20 protein-coding genes are annotated in these 17599 nt (G+C 27.8%); 5 read left to right on the top strand and 15 right to left on the bottom strand.

Annotated elements, in window-relative coordinates; genetic code table 11:
- Positions 1 to 286 precede the first annotated feature (286 nt).
- The 5 genes from HF850_RS10100 to HF850_RS10080 all read right to left on the bottom strand — a co-directional run bounded on the left by HF850_RS10100 (position 287) and on the right by HF850_RS10080 (position 5178).
- Positions 287 to 1081 carry a glycerophosphodiester phosphodiesterase gene (locus HF850_RS10100; RefSeq protein ID WP_169105317.1) on the bottom strand — a complete coding sequence of 265 codons (795 nt, stop codon included), beginning with the start codon at positions 1079 to 1081 and terminating at the stop codon, positions 287 to 289.
- A gap of 80 nt (positions 1082 to 1161) precedes the next feature.
- Positions 1162 to 2463 (bottom strand): homoserine dehydrogenase, encoded by a 1302-nt coding sequence (locus HF850_RS10095; protein ID WP_169105316.1) that lies wholly within the window; start codon positions 2461 to 2463, stop codon positions 1162 to 1164.
- Positions 2464 to 2642: 179 nt separating this feature from the next.
- Entirely contained in the window at positions 2643 to 3332 is a 690-nt protein-coding gene (locus HF850_RS10090; RefSeq protein WP_169105315.1) for a DUF975 family protein, read from the bottom strand.
- Between the two features lie 320 nt (positions 3333 to 3652).
- Positions 3653 to 4333 carry a DUF975 family protein gene (locus HF850_RS10085; protein ID WP_169105314.1) on the bottom strand — a complete coding sequence of 227 codons (681 nt, stop codon included), beginning with the start codon at positions 4331 to 4333 and terminating at the stop codon, positions 3653 to 3655.
- A 230-nt stretch (positions 4334 to 4563) separates the two neighbouring features.
- A complete protein-coding gene (locus HF850_RS10080; RefSeq protein WP_169105313.1) occupies positions 4564 to 5178 on the bottom strand; it encodes a DUF975 family protein in 615 nt (204 codons plus the stop codon).
- 510 nt (positions 5179 to 5688) lie between these two features.
- On the opposite strand from HF850_RS10080, the gene HF850_RS10075 reads away from it, so the two are divergent.
- The gene (locus HF850_RS10075) at positions 5689 to 6711 is read left to right on the top strand and encodes an LCP family protein (protein WP_169105312.1); all 1023 of its coding nucleotides are present in this window, start codon (positions 5689 to 5691) and stop codon (positions 6709 to 6711) included.
- A gap of 103 nt (positions 6712 to 6814) precedes the next feature.
- On the opposite strand, the gene HF850_RS10070 is transcribed toward HF850_RS10075, so the two are convergent.
- The gene (locus HF850_RS10070; RefSeq protein ID WP_169105311.1) at positions 6815 to 7252 is read right to left on the bottom strand and encodes a VanZ family protein; all 438 of its coding nucleotides are present in this window, start codon (positions 7250 to 7252) and stop codon (positions 6815 to 6817) included.
- 23 nt (positions 7253 to 7275) lie between these two features.
- The gene (galU, locus tag HF850_RS10065; RefSeq protein ID WP_169105310.1) at positions 7276 to 8163 is read right to left on the bottom strand and encodes a UTP--glucose-1-phosphate uridylyltransferase GalU; all 888 of its coding nucleotides are present in this window, start codon (positions 8161 to 8163) and stop codon (positions 7276 to 7278) included.
- A gap of 150 nt (positions 8164 to 8313) precedes the next feature.
- Between galU and HF850_RS10060 the strand changes: the two genes are divergently transcribed.
- The gene (locus HF850_RS10060) at positions 8314 to 10047 is read left to right on the top strand and encodes an ABC transporter ATP-binding protein (protein ID WP_169105309.1); all 1734 of its coding nucleotides are present in this window, start codon (positions 8314 to 8316) and stop codon (positions 10045 to 10047) included.
- Positions 10048 to 10128: 81 nt separating this feature from the next.
- Here HF850_RS10060 and HF850_RS10055 read toward each other — a convergent pair whose 3' ends face one another.
- Together HF850_RS10055 and HF850_RS10050 are read right to left on the bottom strand one after the other, a co-directional pair.
- The gene (locus HF850_RS10055) at positions 10129 to 10266 is read right to left on the bottom strand and encodes a hypothetical protein (protein WP_169105308.1); all 138 of its coding nucleotides are present in this window, start codon (positions 10264 to 10266) and stop codon (positions 10129 to 10131) included.
- Between the two features lie 109 nt (positions 10267 to 10375).
- Positions 10376 to 10531, bottom strand: coding sequence for a hypothetical protein (locus tag HF850_RS10050; RefSeq protein ID WP_169105307.1), 156 nt, complete (start codon positions 10529 to 10531; stop codon positions 10376 to 10378).
- A 109-nt stretch (positions 10532 to 10640) separates the two neighbouring features.
- Between HF850_RS10050 and HF850_RS10045 the strand changes: the two genes are divergently transcribed.
- A protein-coding gene (locus HF850_RS10045; protein WP_169105306.1) for an IS3 family transposase occupies positions 10641 to 11752 on the top strand; the annotation gives its coding sequence in 2 pieces (ribosomal slippage) (positions 10641 to 10887 and positions 10887 to 11752; 1113 coding nt in all).
- 491 nt (positions 11753 to 12243) lie between these two features.
- Here HF850_RS10045 and HF850_RS10040 read toward each other — a convergent pair.
- The 6 genes from HF850_RS10040 to HF850_RS10020 all read right to left on the bottom strand — a co-directional run bounded on the left by HF850_RS10040 (position 12244) and on the right by HF850_RS10020 (position 17018).
- Positions 12244 to 13185, bottom strand: a complete 942-nt coding sequence (locus HF850_RS10040) for a hypothetical protein (protein ID WP_169105305.1) — start codon at positions 13183 to 13185, stop codon at positions 12244 to 12246.
- Positions 13186 to 13229: 44 nt separating this feature from the next.
- Positions 13230 to 15200 (bottom strand): asparagine synthase-related protein, encoded by a 1971-nt coding sequence (locus tag HF850_RS10035; protein ID WP_169105304.1) that lies wholly within the window; start codon positions 15198 to 15200, stop codon positions 13230 to 13232.
- Between the two features lie 82 nt (positions 15201 to 15282).
- Positions 15283 to 15417, bottom strand: a complete 135-nt coding sequence (locus HF850_RS16050; RefSeq protein WP_279285841.1) for a hypothetical protein — start codon at positions 15415 to 15417, stop codon at positions 15283 to 15285.
- 95 nt (positions 15418 to 15512) lie between these two features.
- The gene (locus tag HF850_RS10030; RefSeq protein WP_347564428.1) at positions 15513 to 15932 is read right to left on the bottom strand and encodes a lasso peptide biosynthesis B2 protein; all 420 of its coding nucleotides are present in this window, start codon (positions 15930 to 15932) and stop codon (positions 15513 to 15515) included.
- Positions 15933 to 15963: 31 nt separating this feature from the next.
- The gene (locus HF850_RS10025; RefSeq protein WP_169105302.1) at positions 15964 to 16236 is read right to left on the bottom strand and encodes a lasso peptide biosynthesis PqqD family chaperone; all 273 of its coding nucleotides are present in this window, start codon (positions 16234 to 16236) and stop codon (positions 15964 to 15966) included.
- A gap of 641 nt (positions 16237 to 16877) precedes the next feature.
- Positions 16878 to 17018, bottom strand: a complete 141-nt coding sequence (locus tag HF850_RS10020; protein ID WP_169105301.1) for a hypothetical protein — start codon at positions 17016 to 17018, stop codon at positions 16878 to 16880.
- Between the two features lie 49 nt (positions 17019 to 17067).
- Between HF850_RS10020 and HF850_RS10015 the strand changes: the two genes are divergently transcribed.
- Together HF850_RS10015 and HF850_RS10010 are read left to right on the top strand one after the other, a co-directional pair.
- Positions 17068 to 17262 carry a hypothetical protein gene (locus HF850_RS10015; RefSeq protein ID WP_169105300.1) on the top strand — a complete coding sequence of 65 codons (195 nt, stop codon included), beginning with the start codon at positions 17068 to 17070 and terminating at the stop codon, positions 17260 to 17262.
- Positions 17223 to 17510, top strand: a complete 288-nt coding sequence (locus HF850_RS10010) for a hypothetical protein (RefSeq protein WP_169105299.1) — start codon at positions 17223 to 17225, stop codon at positions 17508 to 17510. The genes HF850_RS10015 and HF850_RS10010 overlap by 40 nt, the downstream gene beginning before the upstream one ends.
- The last annotated feature ends 89 nt before the right edge of the window (positions 17511 to 17599 follow it).

The raw sequence follows: 17599 nt of genomic DNA, 5'->3' as shown, positions 1-17599 counted from the left end.
CTGCTTGACTCTAATTCTCTCTTATTTATTTACAAATACATTAAATATAATTTTATCTTACCATTCTTTTAATTATATTTTTCATATTAATGATAAACAACTCAAAATCCCTTATATATTCCAATTCTCTTTTTTAGATATTTATACACATGATACCCTGCTTTAAGAACTTGTATAACTTCTTCTTTATTATCAATTAATACACATGCAATAATAGATTTTAATAACAAGTGTAATCATTTTCCAAAAACTATTATGTCATATATAATAATCATTGTCAATTACTCTACAATATTTTATAGCAATTATTAAGTATTTCAACCTCATTAGTAATTATGCTGTCTACACCTGCTTCTATAACTTTTTTCATATCCTCTTCAGCATTTACTGTATAAGGATTTATCTTTATACCTGCATTCCTTATTTCAGTACTATATTCTTTATTGAATATACTTGGAAAATATGGATGATAGCATTGTACCTGAATATCATTCAAATATTTAGGCACATTGGCTAAAGTTGAATCAGTTAATGCCCCTAAAACTATATCTTTATCTAGTTTTCTTATTTTTACAAGACTCATATGATTAAAGGAAGATATTATTACCCTGTTTTTTAATTTAAATTCATTTATCATGTCTAAAACTTTTTCTTCCATGCCTTCATATTCTAAGATACTATTTTTTAATTCTAAATTAAGAATCTTTAAATCTGATGAAGCTACAAATTCTAGCAGTTCTCTTAAAGATGGTATTTCTTCACCACAATTATTTTTAAAGTATTTAACTTCCTCAGCATTATAATTTTTTTCACACTTTTCTTTTCTAATCACTACACTTCCTACACTTTTAGTCCTAAACTTCTTAAGTTCTTCAAAAGCATAATCCTTCAAGAAACCGCAACCATTAGTTGTTCTTTCTAATGTTTCATCATGCATTATAACTGGAACTCCATCCTTTGAAAGCTGTATATCTGTTTCTATACCATCTGCTCCATATTCTACTGCTTTCTTAAAAGCTATCATTGTATTTTCATCAAACTTTCCACTATATCCTCTATGTGCTATATTTAATACTTTCACTATAATCCTCTCTTTCCATAAACACTATAAATAGGCCATACAAATTCAGTATGACCCTATTTTTATAATTAGTAAACATGTTATTTTTCTTTAAAATCTTCAATTCTTATTATGTTATCTATATTTTTTACTCCTCTAAGCAGCCTTATTTCTTTCATAGCATCCATAAACTTCTTTTCATAAGTCTTATGAGTTATAAGTACAATTGTAACAAGTCCATCTTCTTCATCACCCTTTTGAATTACAGAACGTAAGCTTACACTATTCTTTCCAAAAAGAGCTGTTATCTGGCTAAGCACTCCAGGCTCATCTAAGACTGTAGCTCTAATATAATATTTACTTTCAATAGTGCTTATATCATTTATTTCTTTTTCCCATAAGTTATTCTTAACTACTGGATTTTCATTTTCTGTATTAACATTACTTCTTACAATAGATATTATATCACTTACAACTGCACTTCCTGTAGGAAGGTCTCCTGCTCCTCTTCCATAGAACATTAAATCTCCTACTGCATTTCCTTTAATAAATACAGCATTATACGAATCATATACATTGGCTAAAGGATGCTTTTTAGGAATCATTGTTGGATGTACTCTAAGCTGAACTTTTCCATCAACTTCTTTTGCTATAGCAAGAAGCTTTATAGCCATATTAAAATCACTGGCATATTTCATATCTACAGCTTCAATTTTAGTTATACCTTCTCTATATACATTATTAACATCAATTTTAGTACCAAAAGCTAATGATGCAAGTATTGCAATCTTATATTGAGCATCATAGCTTTCAATATCAGAAGTAGGGTCAGCTTCTGCATACCCCTTTTCTTGAGCTTCCTTTAATACATCATCAAAAGCTGCTCCTTCAGTCTCCATCTTACTCAATATATAATTTGTAGTTCCATTAACAATTCCATATAAAGTTTCAATTTTATTTGCAGTAAGACTTTCATCTATTCCTTTTATTATAGGAATTCCTCCAGCTACACTTGCTTCATATTGGAACATTATTCCCATCTCATCTGCTTTTTGAAATAATTCATCTCCTTCTGTAGCAAGAAGCATCTTATTTGCAGTAACTATATGTTTTTTCTTATCCATACACTTAAGCATATATTCCCTGGCAGGCTCCATTCCTCCCATAACCTCAACAACTATTTTAATGCTGTCATCATTAAGAATTTCATTAAAATCAGTAGTAATTATATTATCTGGAATTTCAACTGCTCTTTTTTTATTTTTGTTTCTTACAAGGACTTTAGCTATTTCAACTTCATATCCACATCTCTTGCTTACTTCTTCTTTGTTAGAATTTAATATCATCCAGACACCACGGCCAACATTCCCCAATCCCAGTAGTGCTATCCTTATCTTCTTCATGTTTTGCCCCCCTTAAATATACTATAAAATAATAGTATTCATATTTAATTATAATTCTAATTATTAATTTTTGCTATATTTTTCAAAAACTTTATTAATTTGATAATTTTACACATAATAAAAGACACTTTCAAAAAATCTCGAAAGTGTCTTTCATACTAAAAATTATTATAACTTTTTTACATTATAATATCATTTATGGCTCTTAGTTCTACATAATAATTAGCAAAAGTTATTAGCATATATGCTGATAAGAATAAGCCCATTACTGTAGATACTACTACACCTAAAACAAATAGTATTGTTGTAAGTGTTGGACTAATAACGACAAATGAACCCCAAATAAATGCTGTTGAAATAATAACTATAAGAATTGCCCATCCTATAAAACTTAAGTAAAGAACAAAGCATTCCCATTTATGTCCTCTCATCATTTCTGCACTTGCTTTAATACATTCAATTGGTGTTAATTCTGGATTATCAAACAAAATAAAGAATGATTGTGAAAACATAAGTCCTATTATTATTCCTGGTATTATAAATATCATTAATCCTGCTGCAACTGAAACTGTTACTATAATTCCTAATACTATTGCTTTTAGAATAATATGAGAACTGAATCCATCAAAAATGTCAGTGAATCTAGCATCATTATCTCTTACAACATTTAATGAATAAGTAACTATTCCAAATTCCACAATTCCTTGAATACAAAGGGAAACTATAATTCCTAAGCCTGGTGTTAATAATCCAATCACAGCTGATATTACACTACCTATCATTCCTGATATTACTAGAGCAGCTATTGTTAGGCACCATCTTCCTCCCAATTGTTCTTTCGCACTACTTTTTAATTCACGTCTTTCCATAATACGTCTCCTTCTTTCGTAAAATAGTAACTCGATGCACTCATATTGTACATAACAATATACTTTCTGTAAATATGGCCTTTTCTCCATTGGTTGCAGGATTAATATATATATATCGTATTCATTTAAATTATCATATAATAATTGTTATCAAATTACCAAACATTAAACTTAATAGCAGAATTAATCTATAAATTAGTAAATCTTTTTAATTTTAAATTTCATCTTATTTGAAAACAAAAATTGTAATTGCTTCATATAATAACAAAAGCACTTTCAAAACTAACTGAAAGTGCTTTTATTATTAAAATTCTGAATAATCAATTTTCTTTTTTTGCTTTTAATTCCAAATAGAAATTAGCTAATGCTACTGATAAATATGCACTTAAAACAAAAGATAAAATAGCTGTGGCAATTCCTCCTATAACAATTAATAATATAGAAACTATCGATTCAGTCACTGCTAAATTTATTATCAATCCAGCTAAAATTAGTACCATAAGAATAACCCATCCAATTATACTTAAATAAAGCATGAAATATTCCTTTTTATGTCCTTTCATCATTTCAGTACTTTTTTTAATACAGTCAATTGGAGACATTTCATTATTTTCAATTAATATATAAAATGATTGTGAAAACATAATACTTATTATTATTCCTGGTACTACAAATAAGAATAATCCTGCTGCAGTTGATATTGTAACTATAATTCCTAATATTATTGCCTTTAATATTACATTTCCATTAAAGCCATCAAATAAATCAGTAAATGCTGCATCTCTATTTTTTGCCACATTTAATGTATAAGTAGTTACTCCAAAAGTAAAAATTCCTGAAATACAAAATGATACAATTGCACCTAATCCATTTGCAACTAAGTTTAATATGCTAGAAATAATACTTGTAATCACTCCTGAAAGTAACATTACAGCAATTGTAAGAAACCACTTTCCCTTCAACTGGCTTTTTGCATTGCTTTTTAAAATCCCTCTTTCCATTTTACTCCTCCACTTTATATTAATGTAATATATTTTCATTTTATATATTTTTTCTATTTTTGTAAATATATTTTGTTAATAAATTCACAATAATAAATAATTTACACCTAAAATCTATCTATAGTTATTATAGATAAATAAAACAACAAAATTAAAGGTGGATTTAGCACTAAGCTATAATCCACCAAAAATACTTAATTTCTATTTAAATTATTTATTTGATACTAATATTACTGAACAACACCCACTAATGCTTTATAATAATTAGCATAAGTAACATACATATAAGGAGTTACCCAAAGGGATGCAATTCCAAAGGTAATCATACATACTAGCCCCCATAATATAAAACTTAACTCAAGAACAAATAATTCACACTTATGACCTTTCATCATAGCTGAACTTTCTTTCATGCATTCAATAACTCCCTTATCATTATCCTCACATAGAATAAAAAATGCTTGTGAATACATTAATGCTAAAATTATTCCTGGAATAATCAAAATACATGTACCAATACATACTAAGATTCCTATTAAAATATTTAAACCTAATGTTTTTAAGTAAACTCTGCTATTGAACCCAGCAAATACATCACTAATCTGAACTTCATTGTTATTAGCAAAATTTAAAGAAATATTACATAATCCATAACATATAGCACCAGTTATAAGTAATGGTATAAGTCCTAAAACAATCTTTAATCCATTAGAATCTACAAAATTACCTATTCCACTAAAAATACTAATCACAATTATTCCTATAAGGAACGATAATACTGCAATCCCCCACTTTCCTCTCAACTGGTTCTTTGCATTGGTTTTTAATACTGATCTTTCAACCACAACAAATGTCCTCCCATATATTAATACTATAAAATTAAATTATTTCTACAATTAATATATATGTTTTTTATAGATAATATATGTCTAATGAAATTTACCACTTTCTATGAGCTGAATGAAAAAATAATAGAATAAATATTACTATAATAAAATAAACAACCATAAACCTCATCATAGTTTTTTCAATATTCTCCTTTACCATTATTAATATATAAAATTAATTTTTTTGACATTATTCTAATTATACTTTTCTATTTGTTAATATTCAATGTCAATATTAGTCTGATTTTATACTTTATTGTTTAACTAAATAATATTATTCAAAAATAAACAAATAAATATACCATCATAATATATCTAGCAAAAAATTTTCCATTTCAAGGATTTAATTTTATAAAATTCAATGTATAATATAATTATATCCAATATTTGTAATTTAAATCATTTATGATTTATTATATCTAATCGATATCAATCTTATATTTTTACAAAATGGAAAGAAGTGATTGTATGTGTATTAATAATTCAAATAACAAAGAGAATAATAGTACAAAGGCTAAATTAGTGCATAAGATAAGGAAAATACTATTTGTTACAGTTTTAATAATGTTAAATCTCTTTGCTTTTTCCGCTATTGCTGCAAACGTTTATTTAAGTAAGATTAATAAAGTACCTTTAAATGAAGATACTATAAACAATGATACTGAAACTACTCAACTTAATAATTCTTCAGAAAATGTTGCTAGTAATAAAGACATAGAAAATATAGCAATATTCGGTATAGATGCTACAGAAGGTGAACAAGGCAGAGCAGATTGTATAATGATTTTTACTATTGATAATATACATGGAAAATTAAAGCTTACTTCAATTATACGTGATTCTTATGTGGACATACCTGGAAGAGAAACTAAAGATAAAATAAACCACGCCTATGCATTTGGTGGGCCTTCACTTGCTGTAGAAACACTTAATAAAAACTTTAATCTAAATATAAGTAAGTTTGTTTCTTTAAACTTTTCCTCTTTTCCTAAAGTTATAGATAAATTAGGTGGATTAACACTAGATATAAGTGATGATGAACTTCAATATATAAACAACTATATACACCATATAAATTCACTTAATGAAACTTCCTCTTCTGAAATATCAAATACTGGAGAGCAAGAAGTAGATGGAACTGAAGCGTTGGCATATTCAAGAATCCGTTATACTGATGGTGGTGATTTTAAAAGAACTGAAAGACAAAGGACTATATTTAAAAAGTTATTTGACAACCTAAAGAATATTCCTATAACTGACTATCCAGAAGTTTTAAATACTATTCTTCCACATATAAATACTAATTTAAGTAATTTGGAAATAATCTCACTTGAAATGAAGATTAACTCATTAAAAGATAAGGGCATAAGCCAGTCTAGATTCCCAGAAGATGATGATTCTACTGGTACAATGATTAATAATATATATTATTACGTATTTGATGAAGAAACTACAAAATCAAAAATCAAACAATTTATTTATGAAAATTAATATAACGAAACATAATATTAAATTAGTAAAATAACCACAGCATACTATTACAGTACGTTGTGGTTATCATAATATTCTTAATTATTAGTCTATTATTACGAATTCAAAATAAGTTTATTTTAAATAAAAGAAACTTATATGTTATAATACATCCCACTACTCCTCCAAGGAAATCTATTAATACATCTGTAACCTTGGAAGTTCTTCCTGATATAAAAATCTGTAGTGTTTCATCTAAGCCTGCAATAATTAATATAGATAAAAGTGTTAGAAATAAGATATTCTTTTTATCTCCTAGTAATGCATTAAGGCTGATCATTATTATAATAGCAAGCATCATGAACTCAAAACCATGAGCACATTTCCGAACAAAAAAATCCATACTTCCTATTTTGATATTTATGAATCTAGATATAATATATGAAATCTTGTTAGCAATCTTCAAACTTATACCATGCGATACACTTCCACTTTGAGATGAGTTAAAAAATATAAATATTATCCATGCTAAAGATAAAACTGCAAAAATAATCTTCTTCATTTAATAATCTCTTAGTAATATCCTTATTTATCACTAAAACTATTAGTGATATCTTTTAAATATTCTTCAAATGAATCTCTTAATTCTGGTCTTCTTAATGCATATTCAACGGTAGCTTGTAAGAAGCCTAACTTATCTCCAACATCATATCTCTTTCCATCAAAATTATAAGCATATATAGCCTCTTCATTTATAAGAGAAAGAAGTGCATCTGTAAGCTGAATTTCATTTCCTTTTCCAGGCTTTGTATTCTTGATAATATCAAATATTCTTGGTGTAACTATATATCTGCCAAGTATTGCAGTATTTGAAGGCGCTTCTCCTATGGCTGGCTTTTCTACCATTCCCTTTACCTTACATACTTTATTATCAATCTGTATACCATCAACTATTCCATACTTACTTACCTTGTCATCAGCAACTGTCTGTACTCCTAAAATACTTGTTTGATATTCATCATAACATTCAATAAGTTGTTTTAGACATGGCTTTTCTGGACTATAAACTATATCATCACCAAGAAGTATAGCAAAAGGCTCATCTCCTACAAATGCCTGAGCACATCCTATTGCATGACCAAGTCCTAATGGTTCCTTTTGTCTTATATAATACATATCAACCATGTTTGAAATATCTTTTACGGTTTCAAGCATTTCATATTTTTGAGCACTTTCAAGTTCCATTTCAAGCTCAACAGATTTATCGAAATGATCTTCTATGCATTTTTTATTTCTTCCTGTAATAATTAATATTTCTTCTATCCCAGATGCAACTGCTTCTTCAATAATATATTGAATTGTTGGCTTATCTACAATTGGAAGCATTTCCTTTGGCTGAGCCTTAGTAGCTGGTAAGAATCTTGTCCCTAAACCTGCTGCTGGAATTACTGCCTTTCTTATTCTCTTTCCCATTACTATATCACCTTCTAATATAAAATCTTTTAATTATAAAAATATTGTAGTATAATGTATTATATCACACTTTGAATATTTTAACAAATTTGTTTATTTGTTATAAAAAAACATTTATTTCAAATAACATATTAAAAACTAGGAGGTATCATGAAAAATATAATACACAATTTGATATGGATATACAAAAGATGCAAAAAAACCTTTCCTTTAATAGTACTCTTAATTATTCTAGGTTCTTTAGGTTCTCTCTTAAGTGTTGGAACTGCCCTCATTACAAAAAAGCTTATTGACTCTGCCAGTTCAAATAATATGGATGAGGTAATAAAATGGATTACTCTGTTTGCACTGCTATTATTATTAAGAATAGCAATCAATTCAATACAAAGTATTGTTTCAACATACAGTTCTGAAAAAACAAAAAACAGATTACAGGAACAATTATATAATCATATACTTTATAGTACATGGTTAAATCATAAAAAATATCATAGCATAGAACTTCTAACTCGTATGACTAATGATACAGATACAATTACTAATTTATTAGTATCAGTAATACCAAATATTATTTCCTTACTCGTAATGTTTGTATCTTCATTTACAGCACTTTTATACATCTCGCCACTAATGGCCTTTGTGGCTTTAGCAGTCTTTCCATTTCTTATATTGGCAAGTAAGATTTATGGACGAAAACTTAAGCAGTTTTATATAAATATTCAAAAAAAGCAGACAGAATATAATAGATTTATTCAAGAAAGCTTTAATAATATTTTAATTGTAAAAAGCTTTTGTCTTGAAAACTCACGAATAAATACATTAAATACTCTTCAAAATGAAAAATTAAATTTATCCATAAAGAAAAGCTATTTAAGTTGTATTTCAAATGGATTATTATCATTAAGTTCAATGCTTGGATATTTCGTTGTATTTGTATGGGGTTCTCTTACAATTTCAGCCAATAATATTGCGTCTAGCTTTGGTAACCTTACAGCCATGTTCCAGCTCTTTGGAAATATACAAGCTCCTATATATAGTTTAGCTTCTGCTTTTCCTCAATTTATATCAGCATGTGCAGCTGCTGAAAGATTAATGGAAGTTGAAAATATGAAAGTTGAAGATGTTCAATTTTTAAAGCCTAGAGCTATAAAAAATAAAAATTCATATCCAGTTTCTTATAATAACTATGATGAAATAGCAGCTACAGTTTTAAATAATATTTCATTTGATAATGTATCATATAGCTATATTAAAGGAACTCCTATACTTCAGGATATTTCATTAAATATAGATAATGGCGAAACCATAGGGTTAATAGGGCCATCAGGAGAAGGTAAGACAACTATTATCCGTCTCTTATTGTCGCTAATATCACCTGAAAATGGTTCAATAAAAATTAATGGTATTCCTCTTACAGTCAAAGATAGAAATCTAATATCATATGTACCACAAGGTAATACCTTATTTTCTGGAACAATTCTAGAAAATCTAAAATTTGGAAACCCTGATGCAACTGATGAACAGATAGATAATGCATTAAAAATGTCACGTTCTTATGATTTTGTAAATACACTAGAAAACAATATAAATACAGTTATTGGAGAAAAAGGAGTAGGAATTTCCGAAGGACAGGCTCAAAGACTTACTATAGCAAGAGCACTACTTAGAAAAAGACCTATTTTAATCTTAGATGAAGCAACCTCTTCACTAGATCCTGAAACAGAATTACAGGTATTAAATCAAATAAAAAATCTAACTCCAAAGCCAACTTGTATAATAATTACTCATAGGCCTTCTGCTCTTGAAATATGCGATAAAGTCTATAGGTTAGAAAATAAACATATAACTAACACAAACAAAGGGGTTATATCAAAACAAGTTTGATACTAGTTAAATACAAAAAAGGGATCTGTATGCAGAATGATTTTTAATCATCTGATGCACTCCCTTCAAAACTATTATCTATTAAGATTTAGGAATACGGCAATGTATGCAAGGACAATTTGGACCATGACCATTTCCATTCATCCAATTATCATTCCCTTTTCCTTTAGTCTCCTTCAAAACCAAGTTAATTATTTGAGGCTCTACCCATTCTTTCATAACAACTCTCCTCCCCTTACATCACAGTTTTATACATTTATTTTAATATATGGATTATTTTATCAAAACTATTATTTTTAAATTTATGCTTCTTTAAATTCAAAAAAATTTACTTATTTATAAATCCTGCTTTTAATAATCCATATCCAGTTTTATCATTTTTCCCACCATAAAGTACTTCACATAATTTAGGAAGCAATGCTCTTACTTTTTTGGCATTATTAATAGAAGAATCCTGTTGTTTTATTAATGCTAATACTCCCATTACTTCAGCTACAGCTATATTACAATAATTGGATTGGTTATAATTAATTAGACAGTAATTATTCGGTCATGATATAATATAAAAAATTGTGAAAAAGGAGAAGAATATTATGGCTAGAAAATCAACGAATTACACTGATGATTTTAAAAAGCAAATAGTTGCGTTAAAGCAAAATGGCAAATCTACAGCAGACATCTCAAAAGAATATGATATAGCAAAATCTACAATAAATAAGTGGGTGAAAGATTATAGCAATTCTGGGTCATTCAAGGCCAAAGATAATCGCACTGATGAAGAAAATGAATTACTACGTCTCCGCAAGGAAAATAAACAATTACTAATGGAAAATGATATTTTAAAGCAGGCAGCGCTGATAATGACACGAAAATAGAAATAATATTGTCTAATAAAGAAAAGTACAGTATCAGCGCAATGTGCAGAGTTTTAAATATTCCTAGAAGTTTAGTATATTATAAAAGAAAAATTAGAGTATGCAATACTAAACTTGAAAATGCAATTATTTCAATATTTAGAGAAAGTAAAAATAACTATGGAACAAGAAAAATAAAAATAGAACTAGCAAAGCAAGGTATGATAGCTTCAAGAAGAAAAATACGTGAAATAATGAATAAATATAGGTTGGTTTCAAATTATACTGTAAAACAGTATAAAGTCCATAAATCTAAATGTAATGAAGAAAAAATTGATAATATTGTACATAGAGAATTTAATGATAGAGAAGACTTAGAAATAGTAGTAAGCGATTTAACATATGTTAATGTTTCAGGGAAATGGCATTATATCTGCTTATTGATTAACCTGTTTAATAGAGAAATTGTTGGCTATTCTGCTGGTCCTAATAAAGATGCCAAGCTAGTATATGAAGCATTTATGAATTCTACGATTAATTTGAAGAAAGTGAAGATATTTCACACAGATAGAGGAAATGAATTTAAAAATAAAATTATTGATGAAATTCTAGAAACATTTGAAATACAAAGATCTTTAAGTAAGAAAGGCTGTCCTTATGACAACGCCGTAGCGGAAGCTGGATATAAAATAATAAAAACAGAATTTGCATTCAATAGAATTTTTAATAGTTTAGAAGAACTTAAGTTAGAATTAAGAAGTTATGTATTATGGTATAATAATAAACGCATTCATAGTTCTTTAAACTATATGACTCCAGTTGAGTATAGACTTGCAAATATGACCGAATAAAAAATGTATTAAAAAGTGTTGACAATCCAATTAGCGGAGTTACTATGACATCTGCTGACTTCTGATAGTTCAGTCACATATCACTATGTGGGTTGTAACCTAGAATTTTTATTCATTTGGTACATATCTATCAGATCTCCCCAGGTAAGAACACGTACTTTCACCTCATATATCTGCCACATTTACTCTTGCTATTTCGGATAGTTATAGGGTTTTACTTTGTTTAGCAAGCTTACCCATAGCATTAAGCCTCAAATGTGATTCGTGTACCTCAGACCAAGGTTTTGCCTTAGGCTTCCTTCAGATTCCACCTCGCGATGGACACCCTTGCCATTAGCTAAGCGGTTGGCACTATCAGCCCCCGCAACGGACTTTCACCGATTAGCACGTGCCCATGCTGGGCACACTAAAAACGGAGCTGTGCACTTTAGTGCAACAGCCCCATTCTTATTAGTAAACTTACCAACTAATACCTTTCATATATCAAAATATTAGCATTTATAAATAATTTCATTTTTTCCTCTAGTAAATACTTTTTCTTCAATTAATCTTATCTGATCATCTACAGTAAATCCTTTATATGGTCTAATTATTTTATACATTTTAACTTTTTGAGCAATATTCAAACACTTTTTAAAATATTCTGGCTTCATTCCACCTAATATTCCTATGAATTCGCCTCTATATATATTTTTAATTATATTGGCTAATTTATCAGACGACTTAACTTCTTCAATAATTACAGTATCAACATTACCTTTAACTATCTCAAATATAGAAGCTAACTCAGTATCTTTAGATTGAAAGTCATTAAATACAGGTATTAAATACTTAATTTCTGAATCACTCATAAATGAGAAAAATTCATCTGGATTATATTCCATTTTTTTTGCTGTATCATAGCATAATTTTTGATATGGAAACCCAGGATTAACTTCTATACTATCCCCAAACTCAATCGGAGCAATATCATCTGAAATAAATTTATATCCTTTTTCTCTTAATGCTGTTGTCAAAGAAGACTTTCCTGCACCTTTTTCTCCTGTAATAATAATAGCTTGGTAATTTATTACTGATGTCCCTCCATGAATAGCTATTTTATTTCTCTGTAACATTATAAATCCTAAACAAGTACATTCTATAAAAGTTTTTAAATAATAAAAATCTACATTTTCATAAGGGTTATAATTAATCAAATTACCGTCTTTAACATGATATACTGCTATATTTTCAATATTAAACCATATATCATTATCATTTATGTCACACACATTTCCTTCTCTAAATTTATTAATAATTCTATCTGGTATTTCACTATAACATATAGTAACTTGAATAGAATCATGATTATTTATTTCTACAAATTCTTTTATCTCAATATCAGATTTAATATTCAACCCATAAACTCTATAATAATACCACTTTTTCTGCATATACTTCCCCTTTACTATTTATACTAATAAATTATTATTTATTTTTAATTTTGTCCTAAAGACAATTCTATTTTTTCTCTATACTGTATAAAAAATTTATATAACACTAATACTATTAGTAAACACTTTATTTCTTGCTTATCACAAGTATCAGTAATTCCCTTATATTTATCCAGATACTTATTAACCTTTGGAACATCTATATACTTTACAATCTCATCATCTTGTAAAGCTTCTTTAATTTGGGCATATATGTTATTCCACTCTGGTATTAATCTTTCAACCCAATCTGCACTCTGAATCCCTCTATTTTTCCAATTTGTTCTAATTTTTTCAGGTAGTATGCCTTTCATAGAACTCCTAATCAAATATCTTTCTTCACCATTATGAACAAAAACCTCACTCGGTAAACTTAAACAAAACTCAACAATCCTCTTATCCCTAGTTGGATCCCTTTTTATCACTCCATATTTCAATGAATCCTTCACTTCCATTATTGCAATATGAGATAATGAAGTTTCACTTAATAACTTCTTTCTATACTTATCTATTCCACTAAATATTGGAATAATTAAATTATATTCAGATTCGTCAAACCTCTCTACAACATTCCACTTATCTATTAACTTAGGATTAACTGGAGTATATCCGAATCTAGCCTCTACCGTATTATATTTCTTATAAATTAACTTCTTAATATTATATGGTATTTCATTTTTTAAAATCAACTTATAAATATCCTTTTTAGATACACTGTATTTTTCTGCTGCACAGTTAACTTCCTTTATTATTTCTGAAATTTTATGATCTTTTAATAAGCTATCCATGTGAATAAAAAAGTCTCCAAATGAAATTGTTCCATTTCCAAATTGTCCTGATAAAAGAATTTTAATATTATTTTCAGAACACTTTTTAACAATTTCAGTAATCCAATAACTATTCTCAAGTGTTTTTATTGGCTGCTCATACATATTTATAAGTTCATCTATATTTGATATAGAATTTAATCCTTCATTCATACAAAATTCCACATCGATATTTCCACAAAAATTTTCTATTAATTTAACATATTCACTTTCATCAACCATTCTCCTAGATTTAGATTTTTCAGCATACCCTTTCATTGGTACAAAACTATATCCCTTTAGTCTTTTTCCTTCTTCTTCTAATTTTCTACTTGCTAAAGCAGCCACTGAACTGGAATCTAATCCTCCACTAATCATTATTCCAACATCATAAGATGTTCTCAATCTACAATTAATTGCTTCTTTAAATATATCTAAGAATTTTTCAACATATTCTTCATGAGATTTCAATTTTAGTGGTTTAACTTCCTTGATTGGATCCCAATATTTCTTTTTTACCATTTTATTATTCTTAATAATCATAATGTGAGCTGGTGGAAGCTGAAATATATCATTATATATAGTTTCCAATGGTTCTGAATTATTTAGTGGTCCTAATATTGCCATAAAATCAGTTATCCATCGCTCATTTAATCCTCTATGTGTAAACGGAAGAAGTACGTTACTAATTGTAGAAAATGCAAATTTTTCTTTATCATAATAATAATATAGAGGTCTACACCCCATATGATCTCTTGCGCAAAAAATTTCATTATTATTTTTATCTACAATAACAAATGCAAAATTTCCCAAAAGGTGGTTAGGACAGTTATAATTCCATTTTTTATATGCTTCTAATATAAGAATACTATCTGGTACAAAAAAACTATCTTCTTTAGAAATCCCAAAAATTTCACAAAGATCTTTTCTATTATCTAAAATAATATCGCCATTAATAAGCAACTTAGAATTCTCATCATAAAAAGGCATTTTTTCATATGTATCTTCCTTAGTTATATACTGTTGCCCACAAAGCATAAATATTTTCTCATCATCAAACATTCTTAAGTTATCTATTTTATATGTATTAAATGTATTTAAATTAACTTTTTTTATAAAATCAAATGTATCCTTATCAAAATTTATAGCTCCACTAATTAAGCCACTCATACACTCTCCTCCATTTATACCGTCTAAAATTAAGAAGTCCCAAAAATGATATACAAAAATCATTTTTGGGTTTTCTTTTATACTAGCTTACATAACTCCATAAGCTATTTCCATTTTCATCAACAAAGTGAGCATCAACATGTGTTCCTGGTTCTGGACCAAACTCAGTTGATTCAACTCCTAATTCATTAATTTCTGGATTTTCCCATTCTTTCATTGTATAATTCCACCTTTCATTATAAATAGTAGGGTTAATTATATTTATTACCCTTATATATCAAGGCCTTTATAGCCAAGATTGCATAATTTTTTTCACTTACAAAATTTCGCAACTACTGCAAAACCTTGTCCATTCCCTCCTGTAACGAAATAATCACCACATCTTATCCACGAATGCGCAATTAACTCTGTTGATTTTCGATCTGGATTAAGTATTTCTTCTCTTGATAATCCTAAATATAAAGTACTCGAAATATGCTTTTTATTAAGAAAATATTGAGCAGTAAGAGACTGAACAAGGCATTTACTTTCCCATGGAGTATATTTTACAACTCGCTTAATTGTCATAGCTATTCTAACAGCTTCATTATATTCATTTTTAGTTATATTTCTTTTTGATTCTTCATTTTTGTTTCCCATATAATTCTTAAGCTTATTAAAAGGAAAATAAAGAATACAAGCTCTAAATACACCAGTGATAATATAGACTTTAATATGAAATATCTTGTTCACAAAAGTAAATGAATTAAATTTTTTCAGCTTTCTATACAATTTTGATAAGATCAGCATTTTTCAATTTTTCTAAATATTCAAGAACACTTTTTTCACAAGTCTGTTCTTCAACATTGTATTCACTTAATAATATTTTAATTATGTCTTCAACACTAATTTCATTATTCATTAGTTCCCATATTCTACTTCCCACAGGATTTAAAGCAAAATATCTACCTAATTCTAAATTCATCATTACTTTTTCACCATCTAAGTCTGTTGCATCAATATCCTTAGAATGACAAACCCTTAAACTCTTTTTCATTTTATTCCTCCATTTCGATTATTTGTCATTTCTTATATATATTGTAACTTATATTTCCAATTTTTTCAATAAGAAAAAATAAAAAATCTTTAAAAAGTTTTTAATGGAATTTTATGTTAATAAGATTCGAATAAAATTGAATTTAATATACTGCAATATATCATTTAAATATATGAGGTATAAAAATGAATAAAGATAATATAAATGAATATTTAAAATTAGCTTCCTTAATCACCAGAACTAATTCTGGAGTAGCTCCTGCTTGTAATTTATATAAAGCAATAATTAATGTAGGCGTTTCCAAGTCAAATAAGATACCTTCATGAATAAAGAAATCTATAAAATGATGTATAATAATCAAGATATACTTGTAACAGCCTCTAATGAATCTATCCTATCTATCAATTATTTTTTCTAATTCTATTAAAACATAAAAAACGGAAAGACTACTCTAAGCATATGTATGGATACTAAAAAGAAATATAAAGAAGAATATATCACTAAATATACTATCAACTTTGAAATGTTAATGTAACCACTCTTCATAAAAACGGTTTTACATGAAATAATATAACGGTTGCAATACTTGATTCAAGAATAAATAAAGTAGGCAACATTGATTCAGTAAATTATGGGCCAAACTATATAGCTTTCCAGCCAACATCAAGCACTTCGGACGTATATAGACAAGGTATTGTTACTGCAAGCATAGTAAAATCTATAGCACCAAACTGTACTCTATATTCAGTAAAAAAACAAAGCAATGCAGCATACTCATACACTAATGAATCACTACAGCTTCAAGCCCTTCAATGGTGTATAAATAATAAGATGGATATAGTTATAGCAAGAAATCTACAGCTTGGATCATATACAAATAAAGATAACTTATTCAAGCATATGAATGATGCTAATATAATAACTATTGTAAATCAGCTTTCAGGTGATTATCTAAAATTCTCTTCTGGTTCTATCCCAAATGCATTATGTGCAGACTTTCTAAACAAAAAAAATCTACTGATGTAGGTTATATAGACGTTACCTGCTACGAAGAAGGCTTCCCTGTATACGATAAAGACAGTTATTTTTCTCTAAGTACTAAACTAGAATTTAAAGCTCAATTCGGAATAGTTGGCGGAATATGCACTCTATTAAAACAGCAGAATCCTAATCTAAATGTTACAACATTAAGATCTGTTCTACCATCTATCTGCACCAATATGGGAGAATTCAAATACTTTGGATATGGAATAATGAAGGGTGAGTTAATATAATATTAATAAAACGTAAGCGTAAAAGATTTTACGCCTAGCGGAAGCAGGCTCCCCTTGCTAGAATTTTAGTATAGTAATTTTAATAAGGG

It is taken from the genome of Clostridium sp. SM-530-WT-3G (genome assembly GCF_012843905.1).
In the GTDB taxonomy this organism is placed as follows: Bacteria; Bacillota; Clostridia; order Clostridiales; family Clostridiaceae; genus Clostridium.
This window is presented reverse-complemented; position numbering and strand designations above follow the sequence as displayed.